We start from the raw sequence: 20,464 nt of genomic DNA on the forward strand, positions 1-20,464 counted from the left end.
TAATTAACCAAAAATACTTCTTGCGATGCCAATTTCCAAACCCCTCAATTCGGCCAGTCCCCTCAGCCTGCCTATGGCAGAATAGCCAGGGTTGGTCACTTTTCCCAAATCATCCAACATCTGGTGGCCGTGATCCGGCCGCATGGGAAGCGATTTTCCTCGTTTTTGCTGCAACTTGATAATGGCTTCTACCACTGCTGCCATGGGTACATTTCCTTCCAGGTGATTGGCTTCAAAAAAGTTACCTTCTTCATCTCTTTGGGTACTTCTGAGGTGAATAAAGTGTATGTAATCTCCATATTTTTCTACCATTTCCGGCAGGTTATTGTCAGCCCTCACCCCCAGTGAACCGGTACAAAAGGTGAATCCATTGTATGGACTGTCATTGGATGTTAGGATACGGTCATAATCAGCAGCAGTGCTGACCACCCTGGGTAGCCCAAATATGGGGTAGGGGGGGTCGTCAGGATGTATACAAAGAAAAACCTTGTTTTCTTCAGCCACAGGCACAATTTCGCTTAAAAACGAATCCAGATTTTTCCCAAGTGCGGCGGCATCTATGCCATCATAAGTATTCAAGGCTTCCTGAAAATCTTCTACCGAATACCCTGCCTCTGCTCCGGGTAGTCCGGCAATAATGGTGTTTACCAGATTATCCTTATCCTCATTACTCAATGAGTCAAAATGGGTTTTTGCCATTTCAAGCATTTCTTCACTATAATCACCGGCTGCTCCCGGACGTTGCAGCATGTGCACATCAAAAGCAGCAATGGCTTTCATTTCAAAACGCAAAGCCCTGGATCCATCAGGTAGCAGATAGGCCAGATTGGTTCGGGTCCAGTCCAGGATGGGCATAAAGTTATAACAAACGGTATGGATCCCTTCTGCTGCCAGGTTGCGGATGCTTTCCTGATAGTTTTTAATGTATTGTTCGAAATTACCCGATCGGGTTTTGATGTTTTCGTGTACGGGTACACTTTCCACCACAGACCAGGTGAGCCCTGCTTGCTCGATCATTTCTTTCCGTTCCCGAATGGCTTCTCGGGACCATACTTCCCCGTTGGGAACCTGGTGCAGTGCAGTTACTATGCCTGTGGCACCGGATTGCCGGATATCTGCCAGGCTTACCGGGTCTTTGGGACCATACCAACGCATGGTCTGCTCCATCATTATGGGTTGATTAACTTTGCTCATACTCCTGAAAATGCACTGAAGCCCCCATCCACTTCGATTATGGTTCCTGTTACAAACTTTGATGCTTCACTACTCAGCCATTGTACAGCCCCGAATAGTTCTTCTGGCTTACCAAATCTGGCCATGGGAGTGTGGTCCTTGATCAGCTTTCCTCTCTCAGTCAGGCTACCGTCCTTATTGGTCAGCAGTCGCTCATTTTGTGCGGTTAAAAAGAATCCCGGAGCCACTGCATTGACACGAATCCCTTCTCCGTATTTTTTAGCAAATTCTACCGACATCCATTTGGTCATGTTGTCTATGGCCGCTTTGGCCGAGGCATAACCCATCACTCTGGTCATGGGGCGGCTTGCCGCCATGGAAGAGATATTGATAATAGAAGCTTTTTTATTTTTGATCAATAGCGGTAAGAAAACCTTGGTTGGCAAGAAAGTACCCATGTAATTCAGATCCATGATGGACTTTACCGCCTCTGAAGAAAGATCTGTAAAAAATTGATCTGGCATTACCGTGGCTCCCGGCATGTTGCCACCTGCCGCATTGATTAGCCCGTCAATTTGATCGAAGGATTTTTCCAATTGCTCTTTGACCTGGATGACTTCTGCTTCATTGGTAACATCGGCTACTGCTGGAAAGGCAAAGCCTCCCTCATCCTTTATTTCTTTTACCAGGTCGTCCACTTTTTGTTGGTTACGGCCCAGGATGATCATCTGGGCACCTTCCCTGGCCAGGTGTTTGGCCATGGCTTTACCCAATACCCCTGTACCTCCACTGATAATGATTACTTTGTTTTTTACTGAAAATAGTTGAGACATAATTTAAAAACGTTATTGTTGGTGTTTGACTAAAGAGAAACTCCTCTTTTCCAAGGTATAAAATCGTCCTGGTTTAACAAAACAGCTTTGGCCTGAACCTTTCCACTGGCAACCTGAATGATGTATTCCAATAGTTCATCACCCATTTCTTCAATGGTTTTTTCTCCGGAAATAATTCCTCCTGTATCCACATCAATGATATCAGGCATCTTTCCGGCCAATTTATGGTTGGAGGAAACCTTGATAACAGGGGTCACCGGATTACCGGTAGGCGTGCCCAAACCGGTGGTGAAAAGAATGATGTTAGCTCCTGATCCGGCCATGGCAGTAGTACTCTCCACATCATTACCAGGTGAGCAGAGCAAACTGAGTCCGGGTTTGGTAGCTATTTCGGTATAATCCAAAATATCTTCAATAGGTGAGGTTCCCCCTTTTTTTGCAGCGCCGGCCGATTTGATCGCATCGGTAATCAATCCGTCCTTGATATTGCCTGGACTTGGGTTCATGTCAAAGCCGGAGCCTACTGCTTCAGCTGATGCGGCATAGGCCCGCATGAGTTTTACAAATTTTTCTGCTTTCTCATCGCTTGTACACCGGTTGATGAGTTCCTGTTCTACCCCGCACAATTCCGGGAATTCAGACAAGATGGTTTTGCCTCCCAGGGCAGCCATGATATCCGATACCTGTCCCAGACTTGGATTGGCAGAAATCCCTGAAAATCCATCCGAGCCTCCACATTCCAAACCAATGGTTAGTTTGCTGAGTGGAGCGGGTTTTCTTTGCAGTTGATCAGCATCCGCCAGACCTATAAAGGTAGCCTGTATGGCCCGGGTAAGCAATTGGGTTTCTGTTCCTTCTTCTTGCTGCTCCAGTATGATGACCGGCTTTTTGAAATCAGGATCTATATTGGCCAGTTTTTCTTTCAGGATGGCTGGCTGGGCATTCTGGCAGCCCAAACTTAAAATGGTCGCTCCTGCCACATTGGGATTGTTGATATAGCCTGCAATAAGCGCACACAAGGCTTCTGAATCTTGCCGGGTACCCCCACATCCTCCGTTGTGGGTCAAAAATTTGATGCCGTCAATGTTTTTAAAAAGCTTTTGTTCTCCACTTTGTTCTAAAGTCTCTATTCCCACTTGCTGCAAACCTTCTTTGTTTCCCTGCAAATAAAGTTGCTTCATTTCTTTAACGAATGATTTATAGGGGTTGGGTCTGGCAAAGCCCAATTCTTCCACAAACGCCTGTTTCATGATGTCCACATTCCTGTTTTCGCAAAAAACAAGCGGAACCACCAGCCAATAATTGGCCGTACCCACCTGACCATCAGGTCGGTGGTAGCCATCAAAGGTCCTGTTTTTCCAGGAGCTGACATCAGGAGCTTTCCAGGAAAAGGGCTTTCTTTTGCCGGTGTAGGGGGCTGTTTGGTGGGCAATGTTTTCCGTGGTGATTACCTCGCCTTTGGCTATTGGGATCACTGCTTTTCCTACAATTATGCCATACATGTATATTTTATCCTCCGGATCCATCTTTTGCATGGTAAATTTGTGTTTGGCAGGAACATGGCTGGCCAGCAGGATTTCTTTTCCCTCGAACAGGACCTTTTCGCCTTTTTTTAAGTCGGTTAGGGCCACCAGAACATTGTCTTCAGGATGAATTCGTAAAACTTTATGCAACATTTCGAATATTTGATTATCTTGAGCAATCGATTGCACAATTTAGAAATAAATTAAAAGAAAAGAGGCGAAGGGCTTCTTTTTTTTTAAATCACGGTTAAATTTGACGGATAAACAACAGATACCAAATAACCAAAAAGGTAAATGCGTAAACGGATAGTCACTTTAGGGGAGATCATGATGCGTTTTTCTACTCCGGGACACGAAAGGTTCATTCAGGCCAGGAATTATGATGCCGAGTTTGGCGGTTCCGAAGCCAATGTGGGGGTTTCCCTGGCGTATTGGCATCAGGATGTGTCCCTGATCAGTGCCTTACCTACCAATGATATGGGGAGGGCAGCACTTCGCTATCTGAAAACCGCTGGTATTGATACTTCCTGCATAGATACCCAAGAGGGGCGGATGGGTTTGTATTTTTTGGAAAATGGAGCCATGCAACGGTCTTCAAAAATCATTTATGACAGGTTTGACTCCGTTTTTTCCCATTATGAAGGACAAAATATGGATTGGGACCAGGTATTCAAAGGGGTGGACTGGTTTCATTGGTCTGGAATTACCCCTGCCGTATCTGCCAAGGCCGCTTCATTGTGCCTAAGGGTACTTCAGGCCGCCAAAAGGAACGGTGTGATGGTCAGCGGAGACATCAATTACAGGAGAAATTTATGGCGATATGGGAAGTCACCATTGGATATCATGCCTGAATTGATTGCACATAGTCAGGTAATCATTGCCGGTTTGACGGATTTGGCCAACTGTATGGATATCCATGAATCGGACTTCGGATGTGCCTGTGAAAAAGCAAAAACAATATGTCCATCTATTCAGCTTGTTGCCACCACGGAGAGGGATTCACTTTCGGCTTCCCACAATAAACTGAAAGGTATTTTATGGACTGAGGAAAAATTGATACAATCCAAAACATATGACATGCCCAATATCGTGGACAGAATTGGCGGTGGTGATGCTTTTATGGCAGGACTGATTTATGGGTTAATGCACCGAAACAAAGAGCAAGCCCTTGAATTTGCCGTCGCCGCATCCGTTTTAAAACATTCTGTTCCCGGGGATGCTAATTTTGTATCTGTTGAAGAAGTGGATCAGCTGGTAAAAGGGGAAAATGTAGGAAGATTATTGCGCTGATCCAGAAATACCAAGTAAAAAATAGTATGTTGAACAATTATTGAAAACCAAAATAATTCCACAATAAGTATGTTGAAAGTTATCATGAATAAATCCGGAAGTTATCTGGGGATGCTGTTTCTTGCAGCTATTTTAATAGGTTGTTCCAAACCAGGCGGAGTAAGGATATTGAAACTTGGGCATGGACTGGATACCAGTCATCCTGTACATGAAGCCATGTTGTATTTGGCAAAAAAAGCCGAAGAAAAATCCGACGGAAAAATGATTGTGCAGGTTTACCCCAACCAGCAGTTGGGCACGGAAAGGGAATTGGTAGAGCTGTTGCAAATCGGGAGTCTCTCCATGACCAAGGTGTCCACAGCCGCCATGGAGGGATTTGCGCCTGAAATTAAGATCCTGGGGCAGCCTTATCTTTTCAGGGATGATGCCCACCAGGCAAGGGTTTTGGAAGGCCCAATTGGTGAGCAGTTACTGGCCGCAGGAGAAAAATACTGGCTGAAGGGGCTCTGTTTTTATGATGCAGGCAAAAGAAGTTTTTACACCATCAATACCCCTGTAGAAAAGCCTGAAGATATCCAGGGCCTCAAAGTAAGGGTAATGGAAAGTCCTACTGCAGTAAATATGGTCCAGAGTTTTGGCGGATCACCTACTCCGGTATCTTTTGGAGAACTTTATACCGCATTGCAACAGGGTATCGTAGATGGAGCGGAAAACAATCCGCCGAGTCTGGTGACTTCCCGGCATTATGAAGTATGTAAGTATTATTCCCTTAACGAACATACGGCCATTCCGGACATGATGATTGTAAGTACCAAGGTATGGGATATATTATCGAAAGAAGAAAAGCTTTGGCTTCAGGAAGCAGCTGACGAATCAGCAGTTTATCAATTCAAGCTTTGGGAAGAGTCTGTAGCAGAATCCATGAGGATACTGGAGGAAGCTGGGGTTAATATTTCCTATCCCGACAAGGAACCTTTTAGGAAGGCAGCTGAAAAGGTCTACGAGACCATGAAAGTAAATGATCCCGAAATGTATGCCTTGGTGGAAAAAATCAGAGAATATTGAAATATGGAGAATTATAAAGTAAAAATCGATAAAGGGGTTGCCATTTTGTTGATGATCATTATGGGAGCCATGGTATTGAATGTGAGTTGGCAGGTTTTTTCCCGGTATGTCATCCAATCGCCAAGTTCATTCACAGATGAATTATCCAGATACCTACTGGTATGGCTGGGTATGCTGGGGGCTGCTTATGTAGCCGGTCAGGACAATCACCTGGCCATAGACCTGCTGCCCACCAAGCTGAAGGGAGAAGCACATAGAAAATTAATGATATTGATCCGGGTGGTGATCGTGCTTTTTGTCATTCCTGTCATGATTCTGGGAGGGGCTAACCTGGTTTTTATCACCTATACCCTGGAGCAAAAATCAGCTACGCTTCAACTGCCCCTGGCCTATGTCTACACCATGATCCCTCTGAGCGGTCTTTTGGTATTTTTTTACCAATTGGTAGGCCTGAAAACCTTAATGAATAAATCAAAAGCCCAAATTTAATCGAAATGGAAGAATATTTAAGTATACTCATATTAGTAGTCAGTTTCATTACCCTAATGGGCATTGGGGTACCGGTAGCCTGGGCCCTGGGCTTTTCCAGTTTTTTGACCCTTACCGTTACCATTGCCACCGTACCTTCCGCCACCACCATCGCCCAAAGAATGGGGGTGGGTTTGGATAGTTTTGCCCTGCTGGCCATTCCTTTTTTTATCCTTGCCGGAGAGATCATGAACAAGGGAGGCATTGCCAACCGGTTAATTAACCTGGCCAAAGCCATGACTGGACGCTTGCCTGGTGGATTGTTATATGTGAATGTGATTGCCGCCATGCTCTTTGGTGCCATTGCAGGTTCTGCTGCTGCGGCAGCTTCTGCTATTGGTGGGATTTTGGGGCCAAGAATGGAAAAAGAGGGTTACCCAAGGGAGTTGGGCGCTGCAGTCAACATTACATCTTCCACTACAGGATTGATCATACCCCCTTCCAATGTTTTGATTGTATATTCCCTGGCCAGTGGAGGAGTATCTATTGCTGCCCTATTTGTGGCAGGCTATATTCCGGGATTGCTCATCGGTATGTTTTTGATGATCACAGCTGCTATATTTATTAAAAAACACAATCTTAAAGGAGGGGAAATCACCAGCCTGAAGGAACTGACAAAAAAGTTCCTGGCAGCTTTTCCCAGCTTGATGCTTTTGGTAGTGGTCATTGGAGGTATTGTGATTGGCATTTTCACAGCAACAGAGGCATCGGCCATAGCGGTGATTTACACCCTGGTCTTGTCTTTTATTTATGGAGAAATCAAAATAAAGGACCTTCCTGGGGTTTTGTTGAAATCTTCCGAAACAACCGCCATTGTAATGTTGCTGATTGCTACTTCCATGAGCATGTCCTGGGCCATGTCCAGCGAGAACATTCCTCAGTCCATAAGTGCTGCTTTATTGGCACTTAGTGACAATAAATTCGTCATTCTGATCATGATTAATCTGATCCTGTTGTTTGTAGGAACCTTTATGGACATGACTCCCGCAGTACTTATTTTTACGCCGATTTTTCTTCCGGCTGTAGTTACATTGGGTATCGATCCGGTACACTTTGGGATCATGATGGTACTAAACCTTTGCATAGGAATCTGTACACCTCCGGTGGGCTCCGTGTTGTTTATTGGAGTAGGGGTGGCCAGAACCAGTATTGCCAAGGTATTTCTTCCCTTGTTGCCTTTTTTCCTGGCCATGATTCTCGGATTGCTGGTGATTACACTCGTTCCGGAGCTGACGCTGTGGCTTCCCGGTTTATTTGGATTATAACAATGCGTTCGAATCAATCAAAAGCCGCTGGATAATTTTTATCCAGCGGCTTTTTTAGTTTTTTAAAAAAGTATGACTCGGGTGGGGGACAAAGGGGGGCAGCGATTCCATCCTTGTAAAATGACTCAGACTTCATAAAATCCCTCCGCCGCGGCGGAGGGCTAGGGGGATTTTTTCGTAAACGCTCCAAATTTCTAATGGTTATAAATTGTTATTAGAAGCTGGAAATGAGTTTAAAGTTGATTCTTAGACAACTTTCGATTTCAGAAAATTACCCATTTGCTTAGGAAGGAAAACTATAAACAAATCGTCCTTTTCTAGAATCGAACTCAGGTTAAAATGGAAATGCATGGATCGGTAATAGGTATGAATACCCTTTCAAAACCGAATAAAAATCGCCTTTTCTAAAAATAATTTCTAATTTAGGAGCCTTGACCCAATAAACCCATGAAACTATCCATCAGTACCAGCTTCGGTAACTTTGAAATTCCATTACTTGCCCTGACAATTGTAGTTTTTTTTTGCAGCGGGTGCAAGACGGAAAAAGATCAGGCAGATTCAGCCTTTTCCCTGCAAATAGAGCAACTTACTTCAGGCACAAAGCATCATTTTTTTGGCTATATCGGGCAATGCCAGACCATACCCTGGAATGAATCGGGACAATACATCCTGGGAATGGAGATTGACACCATCAGCCGGATGCCCAGACCAGATGAACCTGCGATGATTTTTGTAATAGACACAGAGGATGAAAACAACATTATTCCCCTTGATCAAACCTACGCCTGGAATCCACAGCAGGGAACCATGTTTTACTGGAACCCGCTAGCTCCTGAAACTCAATTTTTTTTCAATGACCGGGATCTCGAAACAGGGAAAATCTTCACTGTAATTTATGACATTAAGGAAAGGAAACGTGTAAAGGAATACCGGTATGAAGACACGCCTATTGCAAACGGCGGTGTTGCTGTCAACGGAACGGCCTGGCTCGGACTAAATTATGGAAGACTTGCCAGGTTGAGGCCTGTAACTGGTTATCCCGGAGTACCAGACTGGTCTGAAGAAGAAATTGCCCCAAAAAACGATGGGATTTTTATTATTGATGTGAAAACCGGCGAAAAGAATTTATTGGTTTCTTACCATCAATTAGATGAAAAGATCAGAGAATCAATTCCGGATTTGCAGCACAGCGGTCTCTTTATTAACCATACGCTGTGGAACAGAAATAGTGACCGTATTTATTTTTTTGCCCGTGCCGGATGGGGTCCGGGAGACGACAGTAGCAATCGGGTTAATGTTCCATTTACCATCAATTCAGATGGCACAGGGTTAACCCTCCATAGTATTTTTGTTGGGGGACACCCGGAATGGGATGAAGGAAATATTCTGATAGGAAGCGCCCCTGATGATTTGGGGAAGAAAAGGCAAGTGTTATACGATGTGGAGCATAAGCAAATCCAGGGATACATGGGCGACTCAGTTTTGTTTCCCAATCCGGAAGGAGATATTTCCCTTTCTCCGGATGCGAACTGGTTTGCCAACGGATTCGGAAAAAATGGTAAGAACTATTATACCATTTTAAGACGAAATGATGGTGTATGGGCCAAAAGTGAAGGCATTGGTAAAGGAGATTACAGCGGCGATATCCGGATAGATCCTGCACCGAGGTGGAACCGTACCAATGATGCCATTCTGGTTCCCGGAATTGCTCCCAATGGGACCAGGCAGATGTTTCTTATACAAGTATTTTCAAACAAAATTTAACAATATTTTTTTCTGAAATCAGTTCAAAATCAGGTAACTACATATCACCAATAGTAGGAAATGGTTGCTGATATATAAAAAAACCCGGAAGGAATTTCCGGGTTTTTGTAATTGTGAATTGGTTGATTTTAATCTTCAGTACTGCTGTGGTTTCCATCTACCGTGGTAAGCGGCGGAACATTGTTTTCGAAACCTGAGTACCCCTTATTTTGATTGATGATTCCTTTTGTATTGGTATTGATGGCATCGGCAGGAATGGGCCAAAGCACATGGTAAGGGCTATAGGTATAGGTATCACCATGACGTGTAAAAACACCTTTGTTGTAATAATCCGTAAATTCCATGATCCTGTCGTACAGGAAATTTTCTTCGGAGAAATTATCTATGGAATAGGTTTTTCCATTGTAGGCCTGAATACCGGTATTGGCAAAAATATAAGCCATACGGGTCAGTTCCGTTTTTCTGGGTTCTTCATAGTAAAGTTCTCTCGCTCTTTCATCCAGAATAGTCCCTATGTTCATCTCTTCAGGACCATATGGGGCGGCACCGGCACGTGTCCTAACCGCATTTACATCTGCCGCAGCATTGGCCATATCCCCTTTCCATACATAGGCTTCAGCACGAAGCAAGTAGGTTTCTGCCAGCCGGAATATGTACCAGTCACTGTGTCCACCACTTGGCCGGATATTTTGTGGATCAGGGATATATAATTTGTAGTGTGGCCAGGAAAACCAGCTACGGATAGTGTCTACTACCAATACAGTTCCTTCGTCATTCCTGAATTGTAGGGGTTTTCCATAATACTCATCCCCCAGATCGACCAGAGCGGGATTGTTATAGACCAGATCGGTCATATCCATCCAGTTTCCAGGTGCATGACGCAAGTCATTTTCATCATCCCAGATCATGCTTTGATGGTACCAGGTACCTCTCAGACGTCCAATGCCCCGACCATAACGGGTTACATGGTCAATCTCTATTCCTGGTTGATCTATGGTTCCTCTATTGCCATTCGGTGTATTGATGTTGGTGATCCAGAAGGGAACAGCCTGTCGCATGGATGACATCCCACCGGAATTTCCATCGGTATCCATTCTGTCCATTACCATCAGTATGGCCTCTGTATTGGCACTTGACGATTTGTTTTCAGGACGATGCAAGTCCCAGATCAGGTTTCTGTCCGGATCGTTGCCGGTAGAACCAAATCTTTCTGTCATCAGGGCATGGGTACCTCCGTCAATCAGGCGGCTGGCAGAAGCAATGGCATCATCAAATTCTCCCAGAGCAAGGTTTACCTTGGTTAGCAGGTGTTGAATGGCTCCCTTGGGAACCTGTCCGCGGTCCATTACTTCGGGCACCCAAGGTTCCGCCCATTCCAGATCTTCTTTCATCTTCCGGAGAATTACTTCCCGGTCGGTGGAATAAAAATCAAGTCTGGGTTCCAGTATCTCTTCCAGAATCAAAGGCACATCCCCAAATTGATTGGTTAGCCGGTAGTAGCGCAAAGCCCGGTGAAAATAGGCCGTACCCAGAATGTGGTTGCGTTCTGCTTCTGATTCGTAGTCTGTGGGATCATCGATCCTGGAAATAACCGTATTGGCATATTTGATGCCTTTAAAACCTTCATACCAATACCACCCGATTCTATTGGTGTTGGTACTGTTCAGGTTGGCATCAGGGGTGATCAGCAAGTTCATGTCCTGGGCAGGTCCTGATTTATCCGTGGTACCTTCTATGGCCACTTCAGTGAATATATGTTCGGTTAGGATAGGAGGTCCATCCCCGGTATACTCATGGCGCATATTTCGCTCACAGGCAACCAGCGCACCCCAAAGTCCGCTGGCGGAGTTGAAAGTGTTTTCCGGAGCGTAAAAGGATAATGGCTTGGGTTCCAACCAGGATTCATCACATCCTGTGGTAGTTAGCATCATACCTGAAGCCAGGAGGCCCAGGTAAAATGAAGATCTTTTTATGTTTATTTTCATGATTAATTCTTTTAAATAGTCAACCATTAAAGCGTCAAATCAAGTCCCAGGGTAAAAATCCTTGGGGTTGGTCCTCCAGACTCAGGGTCCCAGAAGTTCATTTCGGGGGCGTAAAAGCCTACGTTACGCACATTCATGTACAGCCTTAAATTCTCAATTTTTGCTCTTTCCAGAATGGTTTGGGGAACCGTATAGGCCATGGAAATATTTTCCAACCTTACGAAAGACCTGCTTTGGTATACATTGAAACCACCGGCGCCGCCTTCACTGGAATACAATCTTGCCCATTCATTGCTGGGATTTTCCTCGGTCCAATAGGGTAGGATATAGGAATTGGAACGGTCCAGAAAGCCCTGTCGGTTTTTCCTTTGGTTAAAAGTACCTATATGGCCCAAGTAGGCGTACATCATAAAGGATACATCGAAATTTTTCCAAATTTTAAATTCATTTCTAAAACTCCATCTGGATCTGGGCTCAGAGAATCCCAGAAACTGCCGGTCGGCATTGGTGTATAATCCGTCATTATTGACATCTTCGATTTTAAAATCGCCTGGTTTTACCCCATAATCGCTGGCCTCATCGGCTTCGGGAGTTTGCCAAATACCGTCTGTTTTGTAATTCCAAACAGCATCTATGGCCCTGTCAATAAACCAACGGTTACCGATATCGTCCAATTCTTCCCCATTCTCATCCAGATCACCATACAAGCTTACTATCCGGTTACGGTTCATTTGGAAATTCAGGCTGGTCCGCCAGGTCACATTGGAGCGGTTTACCAAGAGACTGTTTAAGCTGACTTCGACACCCCGGTTTCTTACTTCACCCAGGTTGTCATACACAAAATTAAATCCCAGAATATCCGGAAGACTTCTTTCTACCAAAAGGTCAGTGGTGGACATGTCATATACTTCAATGGTACCATCCAGTATACTGTTGAACAAGGAGAAATCCAATCCCAGGTTGGTGGAAGTGGTTTTTTCCCAGCGCAGGTTTGCATTTTGCATGGTGTTTACATACAACTGGCTGACAAAATACAATTCCCCACTTGGTCTTTGGTAAAAATATTTTCCGGTTTGTAAATCGGACAGGGCAGCATAGCGGCCTATATCCCTGTTACCATTTACTCCCCATGAAGCCCTTAACTTACCATAGTCAAGCCAGGGAATATTGACGAAGTCTTCATCCGTAAATACCCAGCCAAAAGCCGCTGAAGTAAAGGTAGCTCTTGGATTACTTTGGCCAAAGGCAGAATATCCATCCCTTCTAACGGAAAGGGTGGTGATGTATTTGTCGGATAAGGTATAAATCACCCTTCCCATCAATGCATCTGCGGTATGCTGCTGATCATTGCTTGAAATGATGGGATTGATACCTGCGCCGATATTGTGGTAACCCAATCGGTCATGTGGCTCGAAACCAACATTTTGCATGGAATTGTCCCAACTCTGGAATTTTTCCGCATTAGCCAAAAGTGTCACATCGAAATTATGGATGTTGTTGAAATTTTTATTCCAGCTCAGGATATTATCCACTTGCCAGAAATACACTTTTCTTTGTTGCCTGCTGGCCCTTCCTCCCATGTTTTCAAAATCCTGATGGGCGGCCATTTCATGGTTGTATCGCTCATAGAATTCATACCTGGGAGTGAAATTGGTTCTGAACTTGATACCAAAGGGCAGTTCTATAGCTGCAAAAAGAGTAGAGTTGATGGTGGTTTCCTTTTGCAGGCGATCGGTAAAGCTGGGTGTATAATAAGGATGGCGACCTCCACTTACCTCTTCATTTGGCCTGAATCTAAGGCTGACACCATCTTCAAGAAATGGTTCACCCCATGGAGATAGGTTGGTCATATCTCCCCAGTTTACAGGGATCTGGCTTTCATCCCTGTCCGCAAATTGGGTGTTCATTCCTACGGTTAACCATTCGTTGACATTCCCCTCTATGTTGAACCGGCTTCTGATGGTAGTAAATTTATCCCCAACGACAAGCCCTTCGTTGTCCAGGTAGCCCATGGACCAATAATACCTAAAGTCTTCACTTCTACCAGAAAGGCTGACAGTGTGATCCTGGCGCAGACCATTCTGAAACATCATATTGTACCAATTTACACTTTCCCCCGCTTTGTAGTTGGCTATTTCCAGAGGTTGCATGTTCAGTCTTTGCAACCAGACTGTTTCCGGGTCGCCATCAGAACCGTCATAATTCAACCAGGTTTCCAAAGAAATGTCAGAAGGGAGGGTGTTGGGATTGGAAAAGCGGTAAGGTTCGAATCCTCCGGCGTTGATACTTTCCATCACATCTTCCCTCCAGGACAAAAAGCCCTGAGGACCGTAAACAGGCTCATTTTTGGCCATGGTAGCCATTCCCCAGTTGGTATTGATTTTAATCTGAGGTTTGCCTAAAGCTCCCTTTTTGGTATTGACCAACACAACCCCGTTGGCCGCTTTTGCTCCAAACACAGCCGCCGAGCTTGCATCTTTCAGCACATCGATGCTTTCGATATCATTTGGGTTGATATCCGCTAACTGCCCATAATAAATGGCCCCATCCAATACGATTAGTGGACTTGACCCGGCATTAAGGGAGGTTCTACCCCTCACTTCCAGGCTACCACCACCTTTTGCATCCGTATTCAAACCAACATTCAGACCGGCAATGTTACCCCGAAGTACATCCTGTACTGAATTGGGGTTTTCATTTTCCAGCCGGGTAGCGGTAACAGAAGAAACCGCTCCGGTTAAATCTCTTTTCCTTGCCGTACCATAACCAATGACGACCACCTCTTCCAGAGAAGCGGTATCCATCAGAAGGGTGACATTGATTTCGGATTGGTTTCCTACGGTTATTGTTTGTGATACAAATCCGACATAGGAAAAGGTCAAATCCGCCCCTTCGGGTACCGACAAGGAATAACTGCCATCAATGTCTGTCACAGTGCCTGTTCCGGTTCCGGCTATAAAAACAGTAACGCCCGGAATTCCTTCGCCGGATTCATCGGTGACCACACCCGATACGGTAACGTCTTCCGCCCTGGGATTCGCCAAAAGGCGGGTTTCCTCCCGGGGCTTCTCAAATGGCTCATTTTTAGCTATGTTTGCCGCAAAAGTGTTTGCGGCAAACAACAGGCTGACACAAAGACCAAGACCTAAATGGCCTATCCCTTTGACGCCTGACATTTGTAAGCATTCTTTCATTTTTTTTGGGTTAGAATTAATGAATAATTGTTTTGTTTTCAGGCTTTTGACCCTGTATATCAGCTTGAAAAATGTTCCTATTCAAGCCAATAATCGCCTAACATAAGGATATTTTATAGACAATGCAATCGGTTTCATTAATATAATAATGGGTTACAATAAAAAATTATATTTTTATAGTGCAATAAATTATGAAAATACAAAATTTAATTTTTTAATATTTATAAGAAAAATTTAGGATTTTAAATGGGATGCCCGATTGAGAGCATCTTTCGAAATATGTTTTGGAAATTAGGGCAACAGCCCTTTAAAAATATTTATTTTTGTTGTATTTTTTTTATTAAAAAAAATTAAAAAGTAATTAAAAACGAATTAAATATACATTTTATAATTTATTTGGTATAAAGATAATTAAAATCTAGATAACAGGTACACCCATAAATGATACCCGAATAAGAGGTTTTGTACCATTGCATTAAAGAGATAAATTTCACCAATTGTTTAAAATTTTATTGCTGTCTATTGAAATTGTTGTTAATATCACTAAATTTAAAATAAAGTGTTTCAATTCGTTTTGAAGGTTATGTTATTGTATGTTATATGGAAAAAGTGGATGCAGGTCTTTGGTCTGACTTTGATTTTATGCACAGGACTGTTGGTATTTTTTTCCTGTCAACCTAATCAATTGAAGGATGAGATCCCTGCCCAGGTGGATTTCAATTTCCATATAAAGCCCATTTTGGTACAAAAATGTTATTTGTGCCATGGGCCGGATCCCAGCAGCAGGGAGGCCGGACTGCGATTGGATGTCGCAGAAGGGGCAACCAAGCTGTTGGAAAGCGGACATGCAGCTATTGTACCCGGTTCTGCATCGAAGAGTGCTTTGCTGGACCGCATTACCCAAAATGACCCTGAATTAAGAATGCCTCCACCTTCATCCAAAATGGAGTTGACTGAGAAGGAGATTGCATTGTTAAAAAAATGGATCAATCAGGGAGCAGATTATCAGCCACACTGGTCTTTTATACCCGCTCAATCTGAGCGGGTATCTACTAATACAGCTACCCATCAGCGTATAGATGAATTTATCCATGAAAAAATTCAGGGCATGGGACTGGAAGTGAGCGAAAAGGCGGATAAATACACCTTGCTCAAAAGGCTTTCTTTTGTGCTGACAGGATTGCCTCCTGCTCCGGAAACCATCAAAGCATTTGTTTCGGATAACAGGCCGGATGCCTATGAAAGAATGGTGGACCATTACCTGGATAGTCCTGCTTATGGAGAAAAATGGGCCAGCCACTGGATGGATGTGGTCCGATATGCAGAAACCAAAGGGCATGAATTTGATTTTGCCATACAGGGAGCATGGAGGTACAGGGATTATTTGATCCGGGCTTTCAATGCGGATTTGCCCTATGACCAAATGGTGAAAGAGCATTTGATGGGAGACCTGATACCGGCACCCAGACTGCATCCTGAGTCCGGCCAAAATGAATCTGTCTTAGGCACCCTGTTTTTGACCATGACAGAGGGAACCCACAGTCCCGTGGATACCAAAAAAGATGAAGCCGATCGCATTGATAACATGATTGATGTGATCGGAAAAAGTTTTCAGGGACTTACCGTCGCTTGTGCCAGGTGTCACGACCACAAGTTTGACCCCATTCCTACTTCGGATTACTATGCCATGTACGGGATTTTGGGTAGTACCCGTTTTAGCCCTGTTCCGCTAGGGGATACCCAGAAAAAAGCTACTCAAATTAATGAAGTTCAGCGGTTAAAAAACCAAATCAAGGAAATGCTGGCTGCCTCCTGGGATACAGAATCTCAGGATTCCGTCCCTGCTTTTTTGGTAAATGATCATCAACCCGCAGGAGAAAGTGAAGCTGCTGCTTTTGTTAAGGTATTGGGAGATTTTAGAGGACAGGATTTACAGGGTTGGATGCCAGATGGTTGGGCTTTTGGGCAGACCACCACGCTAGGTGACCCAATGATACAAGAGAAAACCAGGGAAATATCAGGTTTGCAATCGGGAATGGCTTCAAGCCGGAAATATGGGACAGGAATATTCGGGGCACTCCGTTCCCCTGATTTTAAATTGGACCACCAGTATTTGGGTGTAAGGGCAAGAGGAAAGGGGGCAAGTATACGCCTTGTCATGGATAATTTTCAATTGATCAGTTATCCGATTTATGGTGGGCTTGATCAGAAAGTAAATGAAGAGGAATGGAAAAATTACGTATTTGACGTAGGGGATTGGCAGGGGCACGAAGCCTATTTGGAGATATTACCTGGCAGCTATGTACGCCATCAATACCAGCAAGACCAGGAGGCCTATATCGAAGCGGCTTATGCCATCGCTTATGATGAATCCTGGTATGAACCTGTACGGGATAGCGAACGACCTGCATATTCCCTTTCCGGCATGATTGGCAATTGGCAGGCTGGAAAAAGTACAGTAGCGGAAGTGACCGAACTCAACGAAAAGATTTCAAGCGGTGAATTAGTAATAGATTTGCCGGAACTACGTCAATTGATCTTGAGAAAGGACCTCCTGTTGGCTACCTTTAAAGATACTTTATTTTTTCAGGGGGTAACAGATGGTTTTGCCAGAGAAAGCCCTGTGTTTAAAAGGGGGAATCATTTAGATACAGAAAGCCAGGTTGTTGACAGGAATTTTCTTTCGGAAATATTGGAATGGCAGGAACCTATTGAAGGAAAAGGAAGTGGGAGAATTGAAATGACAGAAACAATTCTGGATGCTAAAAACCCTTTGACCGCAAGGGTAATGGTGAACCGGCTTTGGTACCATGTGTTTGGGAGGGGGCTTGTAGAGACAGTGGATAATTTTGGGCTGCAGGGTAAACTTCCCAGCCATCCTGAATTGCTTGATTTTCTTGCCATAAAATTTCAGGAAGAAAACTGGTCCGTAAAGAAAATGATAAAGTCCATGGTCATGACAGCGGCCTTCCAAAGGAGTACGCGGACAACCGACAGCATCAAAGACCCTGATAACCATTATTTGGCCCGTTATCCGGTAAGGCGTTTGGAGGCGGAAGCCATAAGAGATGCCATGCTATCAGCCTCTGGAGCATTAGACACTACCCTTTACGGACCGCCTGTACCCGTATATTTAACCTCCTTTATGCAGGGTAGGGGAAGACCGGGAAAATCAGGGCCTTTGGACGGAGCAGGTCGCAGGTCCATTTACCTTGAAGTCAGAAGAAACTTTCTGGATAGGATGATGACGGCTTTTGACCGACCCACTCCTTTTACAACTTTTGGAAAACGTGACGTGACCAATGTCCCGGCGCAGTCTCTTTTTTTAATGAACGACCCTTTTGTAGAAGAACAGGCAGAGATCATGGCAACAAACCTGGTTTCGGCAACTGAATTAAATCCGGAGCAGCGGATTAATGAAGCTTACTTGCGGGCATTTGCCCGGCCTGCTTCTGATTTTGAACGGAAAGAGGGGCTGGCGTTTATTGGAGAAATTGAACATTCACTGGAGTCAGCTGAAGGTATTGTGCCCGATGAAAAACAAGTTCAGGTTTGGAAGGAGTATTGCCATGCCCTGTTCAATATGAAATCATTTATTTACTTAATGTAATCCCATGAATAAGCATAAACCCCTAATGAATCAGCCCATTAGCCGCAGAAAGATGCTCGAAATCTGCAGGTGTGGATTTGGGTCAATGGCTTTAATGGGCATGATGGGTTCTCTGGGATCGGCATGCAAATCCACTGATAAAAGTTCACGGGATTTGTTGTCCAAATTAGCACATGCTCCCCACCATTTGCCCAAAGCTAAAAACATCATTTTTCTATATATGGATGGTGGCGTTTCTCAGGTGGATTCCTTTGATCCCAAGCCCCGCCTGGCCCGGGAGAATGGCCAGGATCCAAAGTTCAAAATAGATGCTACCCAGTTTAACAATAACGGAAAAATCCTTCAAAGTCCCTGGGCTTTCAAAAGATATGGTGAATCAGGTATGGCAGTGAGCGAACTCTTTCCTCATATAGCTTCTTGTGTGGATGATTTGGCCCTCATCCGGTCGATGGTGTCCAATTTTCCTGAACATACCAATGCGAATTACTTTTTACATACAGGAAGCGGGTTGCAGGGTCGGCCAAGTATGGGCGCCTGGGTGAATTATGGCTTGGGATCGGAAAACAGTAATTTGCCGGGATATGTGGTCCTGGATGGAGGTTTGGTGCCTCCCGGAGGGGTGGATAATTTTAAAAATGGGTTTTTGCCTGCTGACTTTCAGGCCTCCATCATGAAAACAGGTGACACCCCTGTAGCCAATATCAAGTCCGACAGCAGCCTTTCCGCTCATCAAAGAAAAAAATTGGATTTTATCCAGCAGATGGACGAAAAAAACCAGGATAAATCGGATGAATTGGAAGCGGCGATCCGGAATTATGAACTGGCCTATCAGATGCAGGCTTCCGTACCTGAATTGACTGAGTTCCAATCCGAGACTAAAGCTACCCGGAATTTGTACGGCTTATATGATGAAGATCCCCACACCCGAAATTATGGTGCACAATGCCTGATGGCCAGGAGATTGGTAGAAAGAGGGGTGAGGTTTGTGGAATTGACCTGTCCAAGCCTTGCTGGTATCGATCGCTGGGACCAACACCATGGCCTGAAGAATGGGCATGAGCGGAATGCACATGCCGTAGACCAGCCTATTGCAGGCTTGTTGAAAGACTTGAAATCCAGAGGTCTCCTGGAGGAAACCCTGGTAGTTTGGACTGGAGAATTTGGGCGAACCCCATTTGCTCAGGGCCAGGATGGCCGGGACCACAATCCCTCAGCCTTCAGTATGTGGATGGCAGGAGCAGGGATCAGGGGGGGTACCATTTATGGACAAACAGATGAATACGGGTATAGGGTAGCCGAAAATCCGGTCACCATCCATGATCTGCACGCTACTATGCTGCACTTGCTTGGTGTGGATCACAAAATGCTTACCTATCATTTTGGAGGCAGGGATTTTAGATTGACAGATGTGCATGGTCATGTGGTCAAAGATGTTTTAGTATAGCGATGCGGCAAACGGTCCTGGATAAAACTGCAATAACCAAATTAATCACACGTGTAAATTCTTTGGCTCCTGACAAACAGCCATTTTGGGGTAAGATGAACGCCACAGAAATGCTCCACCATTGTAATTTGGCCAATCAAAGGATTTTATCCTGGAACAAACCTGTCCTACCCGGAACTTTGAAACAAAAATTAATGAAATTTTTTGTCCTGTATGTTATGCCTGGCTTTCCGAGAAATGTCAAAACGGCAGCTCCGTTTGAGACCAGGGGAAAAATCAATCCGGAGGCATTTGACAAAGAAAAAGAACTTTTTAAAACTGCTTTGATTGAATTTACCGAACCAGGGAAAATTTTTTCGGCTCCTCATCCTTATTTTGGTCCTTTAAATACCAGGGAGTGGGGCCGCGTGGTATGGATGCATGTTGACCACCATTTGAGGCAATTTGGCTTATAGGTTAGGTATCAAATGGTCCGTATCAATGATTCTATTTAGTTAACCATTGACTTAAGGAAAATTTGAGGTAGACTGCCATTCAAAATTTATTCTTAGTCAATTTCCTTAAAAAGGAGAACTATTTTCAAATTAATTTCCCAGGATCCAAATTTTTGTGTTTTACTTAAAAAGGAAAGTTTTAAATATATTGGCAATCAGTTTATAAAATTTCATTTATGATGTGCCTGATTCAATAAGAAAATTACCTTGAAAAGGGACAAATCAATTTTTTTTTAAGGTCTCATAAAATTATTTATGGACAATTTTTATGAATGGTAATTTTTAGTTGTATGCTT

The 20,464-nt window shown here is 44.2% G+C and carries 13 protein-coding genes; 8 read left to right on the forward strand and 5 right to left on the reverse strand.

The features are described 5' to 3' along the window. Positions 1-3: 3 nt before the first annotated feature. From uxuA to HUJ21_RS14565, 3 genes are read right to left on the reverse strand one after another with little or no spacing between them, the layout of a single operon-like run. On the reverse strand, positions 4-1,167 hold the full coding sequence (uxuA, locus tag HUJ21_RS14555; RefSeq protein ID WP_291371012.1) for a mannonate dehydratase: 1,164 nt from the start codon (positions 1,165-1,167) through the stop codon (positions 4-6). Positions 1,168-1,190: 23 nt separating this feature from the next. After that, on the reverse strand, positions 1,191-2,006 hold the full coding sequence (locus HUJ21_RS14560; RefSeq protein WP_166143510.1) for an SDR family oxidoreductase: 816 nt from the start codon (positions 2,004-2,006) through the stop codon (positions 1,191-1,193). A 29-nt stretch (positions 2,007-2,035) separates the two neighbouring features. After that, complete coding sequence (locus HUJ21_RS14565; protein WP_291370990.1) at positions 2,036-3,682, reverse strand: altronate dehydratase family protein; 1,647 nt, start codon at positions 3,680-3,682, stop codon at positions 2,036-2,038. 141 nt (positions 3,683-3,823) lie between these two features. On the opposite strand from HUJ21_RS14565, the gene HUJ21_RS14570 reads away from it, so the two are divergent. The 5 genes from HUJ21_RS14570 to HUJ21_RS14590 all read left to right on the forward strand — a co-directional run bounded on the left by HUJ21_RS14570 (position 3,824) and on the right by HUJ21_RS14590 (position 9,441). Next, positions 3,824-4,819: a sugar kinase gene (locus HUJ21_RS14570; RefSeq protein ID WP_291370992.1), complete on the forward strand. Its 996-nt coding sequence runs from the start codon at positions 3,824-3,826 to the stop codon at positions 4,817-4,819. 69 nt (positions 4,820-4,888) lie between these two features. Then, positions 4,889-5,884 carry a TRAP transporter substrate-binding protein gene (locus HUJ21_RS14575; RefSeq protein ID WP_291370994.1) on the forward strand — a complete coding sequence of 332 codons (996 nt, stop codon included), beginning with the start codon at positions 4,889-4,891 and terminating at the stop codon, positions 5,882-5,884. A gap of 3 nt (positions 5,885-5,887) precedes the next feature. Continuing rightward, positions 5,888-6,373 (forward strand): TRAP transporter small permease, encoded by a 486-nt coding sequence (locus HUJ21_RS14580; RefSeq protein WP_291370996.1) that lies wholly within the window; start codon positions 5,888-5,890, stop codon positions 6,371-6,373. Positions 6,374-6,378: 5 nt separating this feature from the next. Then, positions 6,379-7,677: a TRAP transporter large permease gene (locus tag HUJ21_RS14585; RefSeq protein ID WP_291370998.1), complete on the forward strand. Its 1,299-nt coding sequence runs from the start codon at positions 6,379-6,381 to the stop codon at positions 7,675-7,677. A gap of 447 nt (positions 7,678-8,124) precedes the next feature. Beyond that, positions 8,125-9,441, forward strand: coding sequence for a hypothetical protein (locus tag HUJ21_RS14590; protein ID WP_291371000.1), 1,317 nt, complete (start codon positions 8,125-8,127; stop codon positions 9,439-9,441). Between the two features lie 128 nt (positions 9,442-9,569). Here the strand turns inward: HUJ21_RS14590 and HUJ21_RS14595 are convergent, their stop codons facing one another. Both HUJ21_RS14595 and HUJ21_RS14600 read right to left on the reverse strand, forming a co-directional pair. Further along, positions 9,570-11,426, reverse strand: a complete 1,857-nt coding sequence (locus tag HUJ21_RS14595; RefSeq protein ID WP_291371002.1) for a RagB/SusD family nutrient uptake outer membrane protein — start codon at positions 11,424-11,426, stop codon at positions 9,570-9,572. Between the two features lie 26 nt (positions 11,427-11,452). Continuing rightward, positions 11,453-14,620, reverse strand: coding sequence for a SusC/RagA family TonB-linked outer membrane protein (locus HUJ21_RS14600; RefSeq protein ID WP_291371004.1), 3,168 nt, complete (start codon positions 14,618-14,620; stop codon positions 11,453-11,455). Positions 14,621-15,305: 685 nt separating this feature from the next. Between HUJ21_RS14600 and HUJ21_RS14605 the strand changes: the two genes are divergently transcribed. The 3 genes from HUJ21_RS14605 to HUJ21_RS14615 are packed head-to-tail and all read left to right on the forward strand — an operon-like array spanning position 15,306 to position 20,129. After that, complete coding sequence (locus HUJ21_RS14605) at positions 15,306-18,230, forward strand: PSD1 and planctomycete cytochrome C domain-containing protein (RefSeq protein ID WP_291371006.1); 2,925 nt, start codon at positions 15,306-15,308, stop codon at positions 18,228-18,230. Between the two features lie 4 nt (positions 18,231-18,234). Further along, positions 18,235-19,674, forward strand: a complete 1,440-nt coding sequence (locus tag HUJ21_RS14610; protein WP_291371008.1) for a DUF1501 domain-containing protein — start codon at positions 18,235-18,237, stop codon at positions 19,672-19,674. 2 nt (positions 19,675-19,676) lie between these two features. Continuing rightward, complete coding sequence (locus tag HUJ21_RS14615; protein ID WP_291371010.1) at positions 19,677-20,129, forward strand: DUF1569 domain-containing protein; 453 nt, start codon at positions 19,677-19,679, stop codon at positions 20,127-20,129. The last annotated feature ends 335 nt before the right edge of the window (positions 20,130-20,464 follow it).

Source organism: Cyclobacterium sp. (assembly GCF_014762705.1).
In the GTDB taxonomy this organism is placed as follows: Bacteria; Bacteroidota; Bacteroidia; order Cytophagales; family Cyclobacteriaceae; genus Cyclobacterium.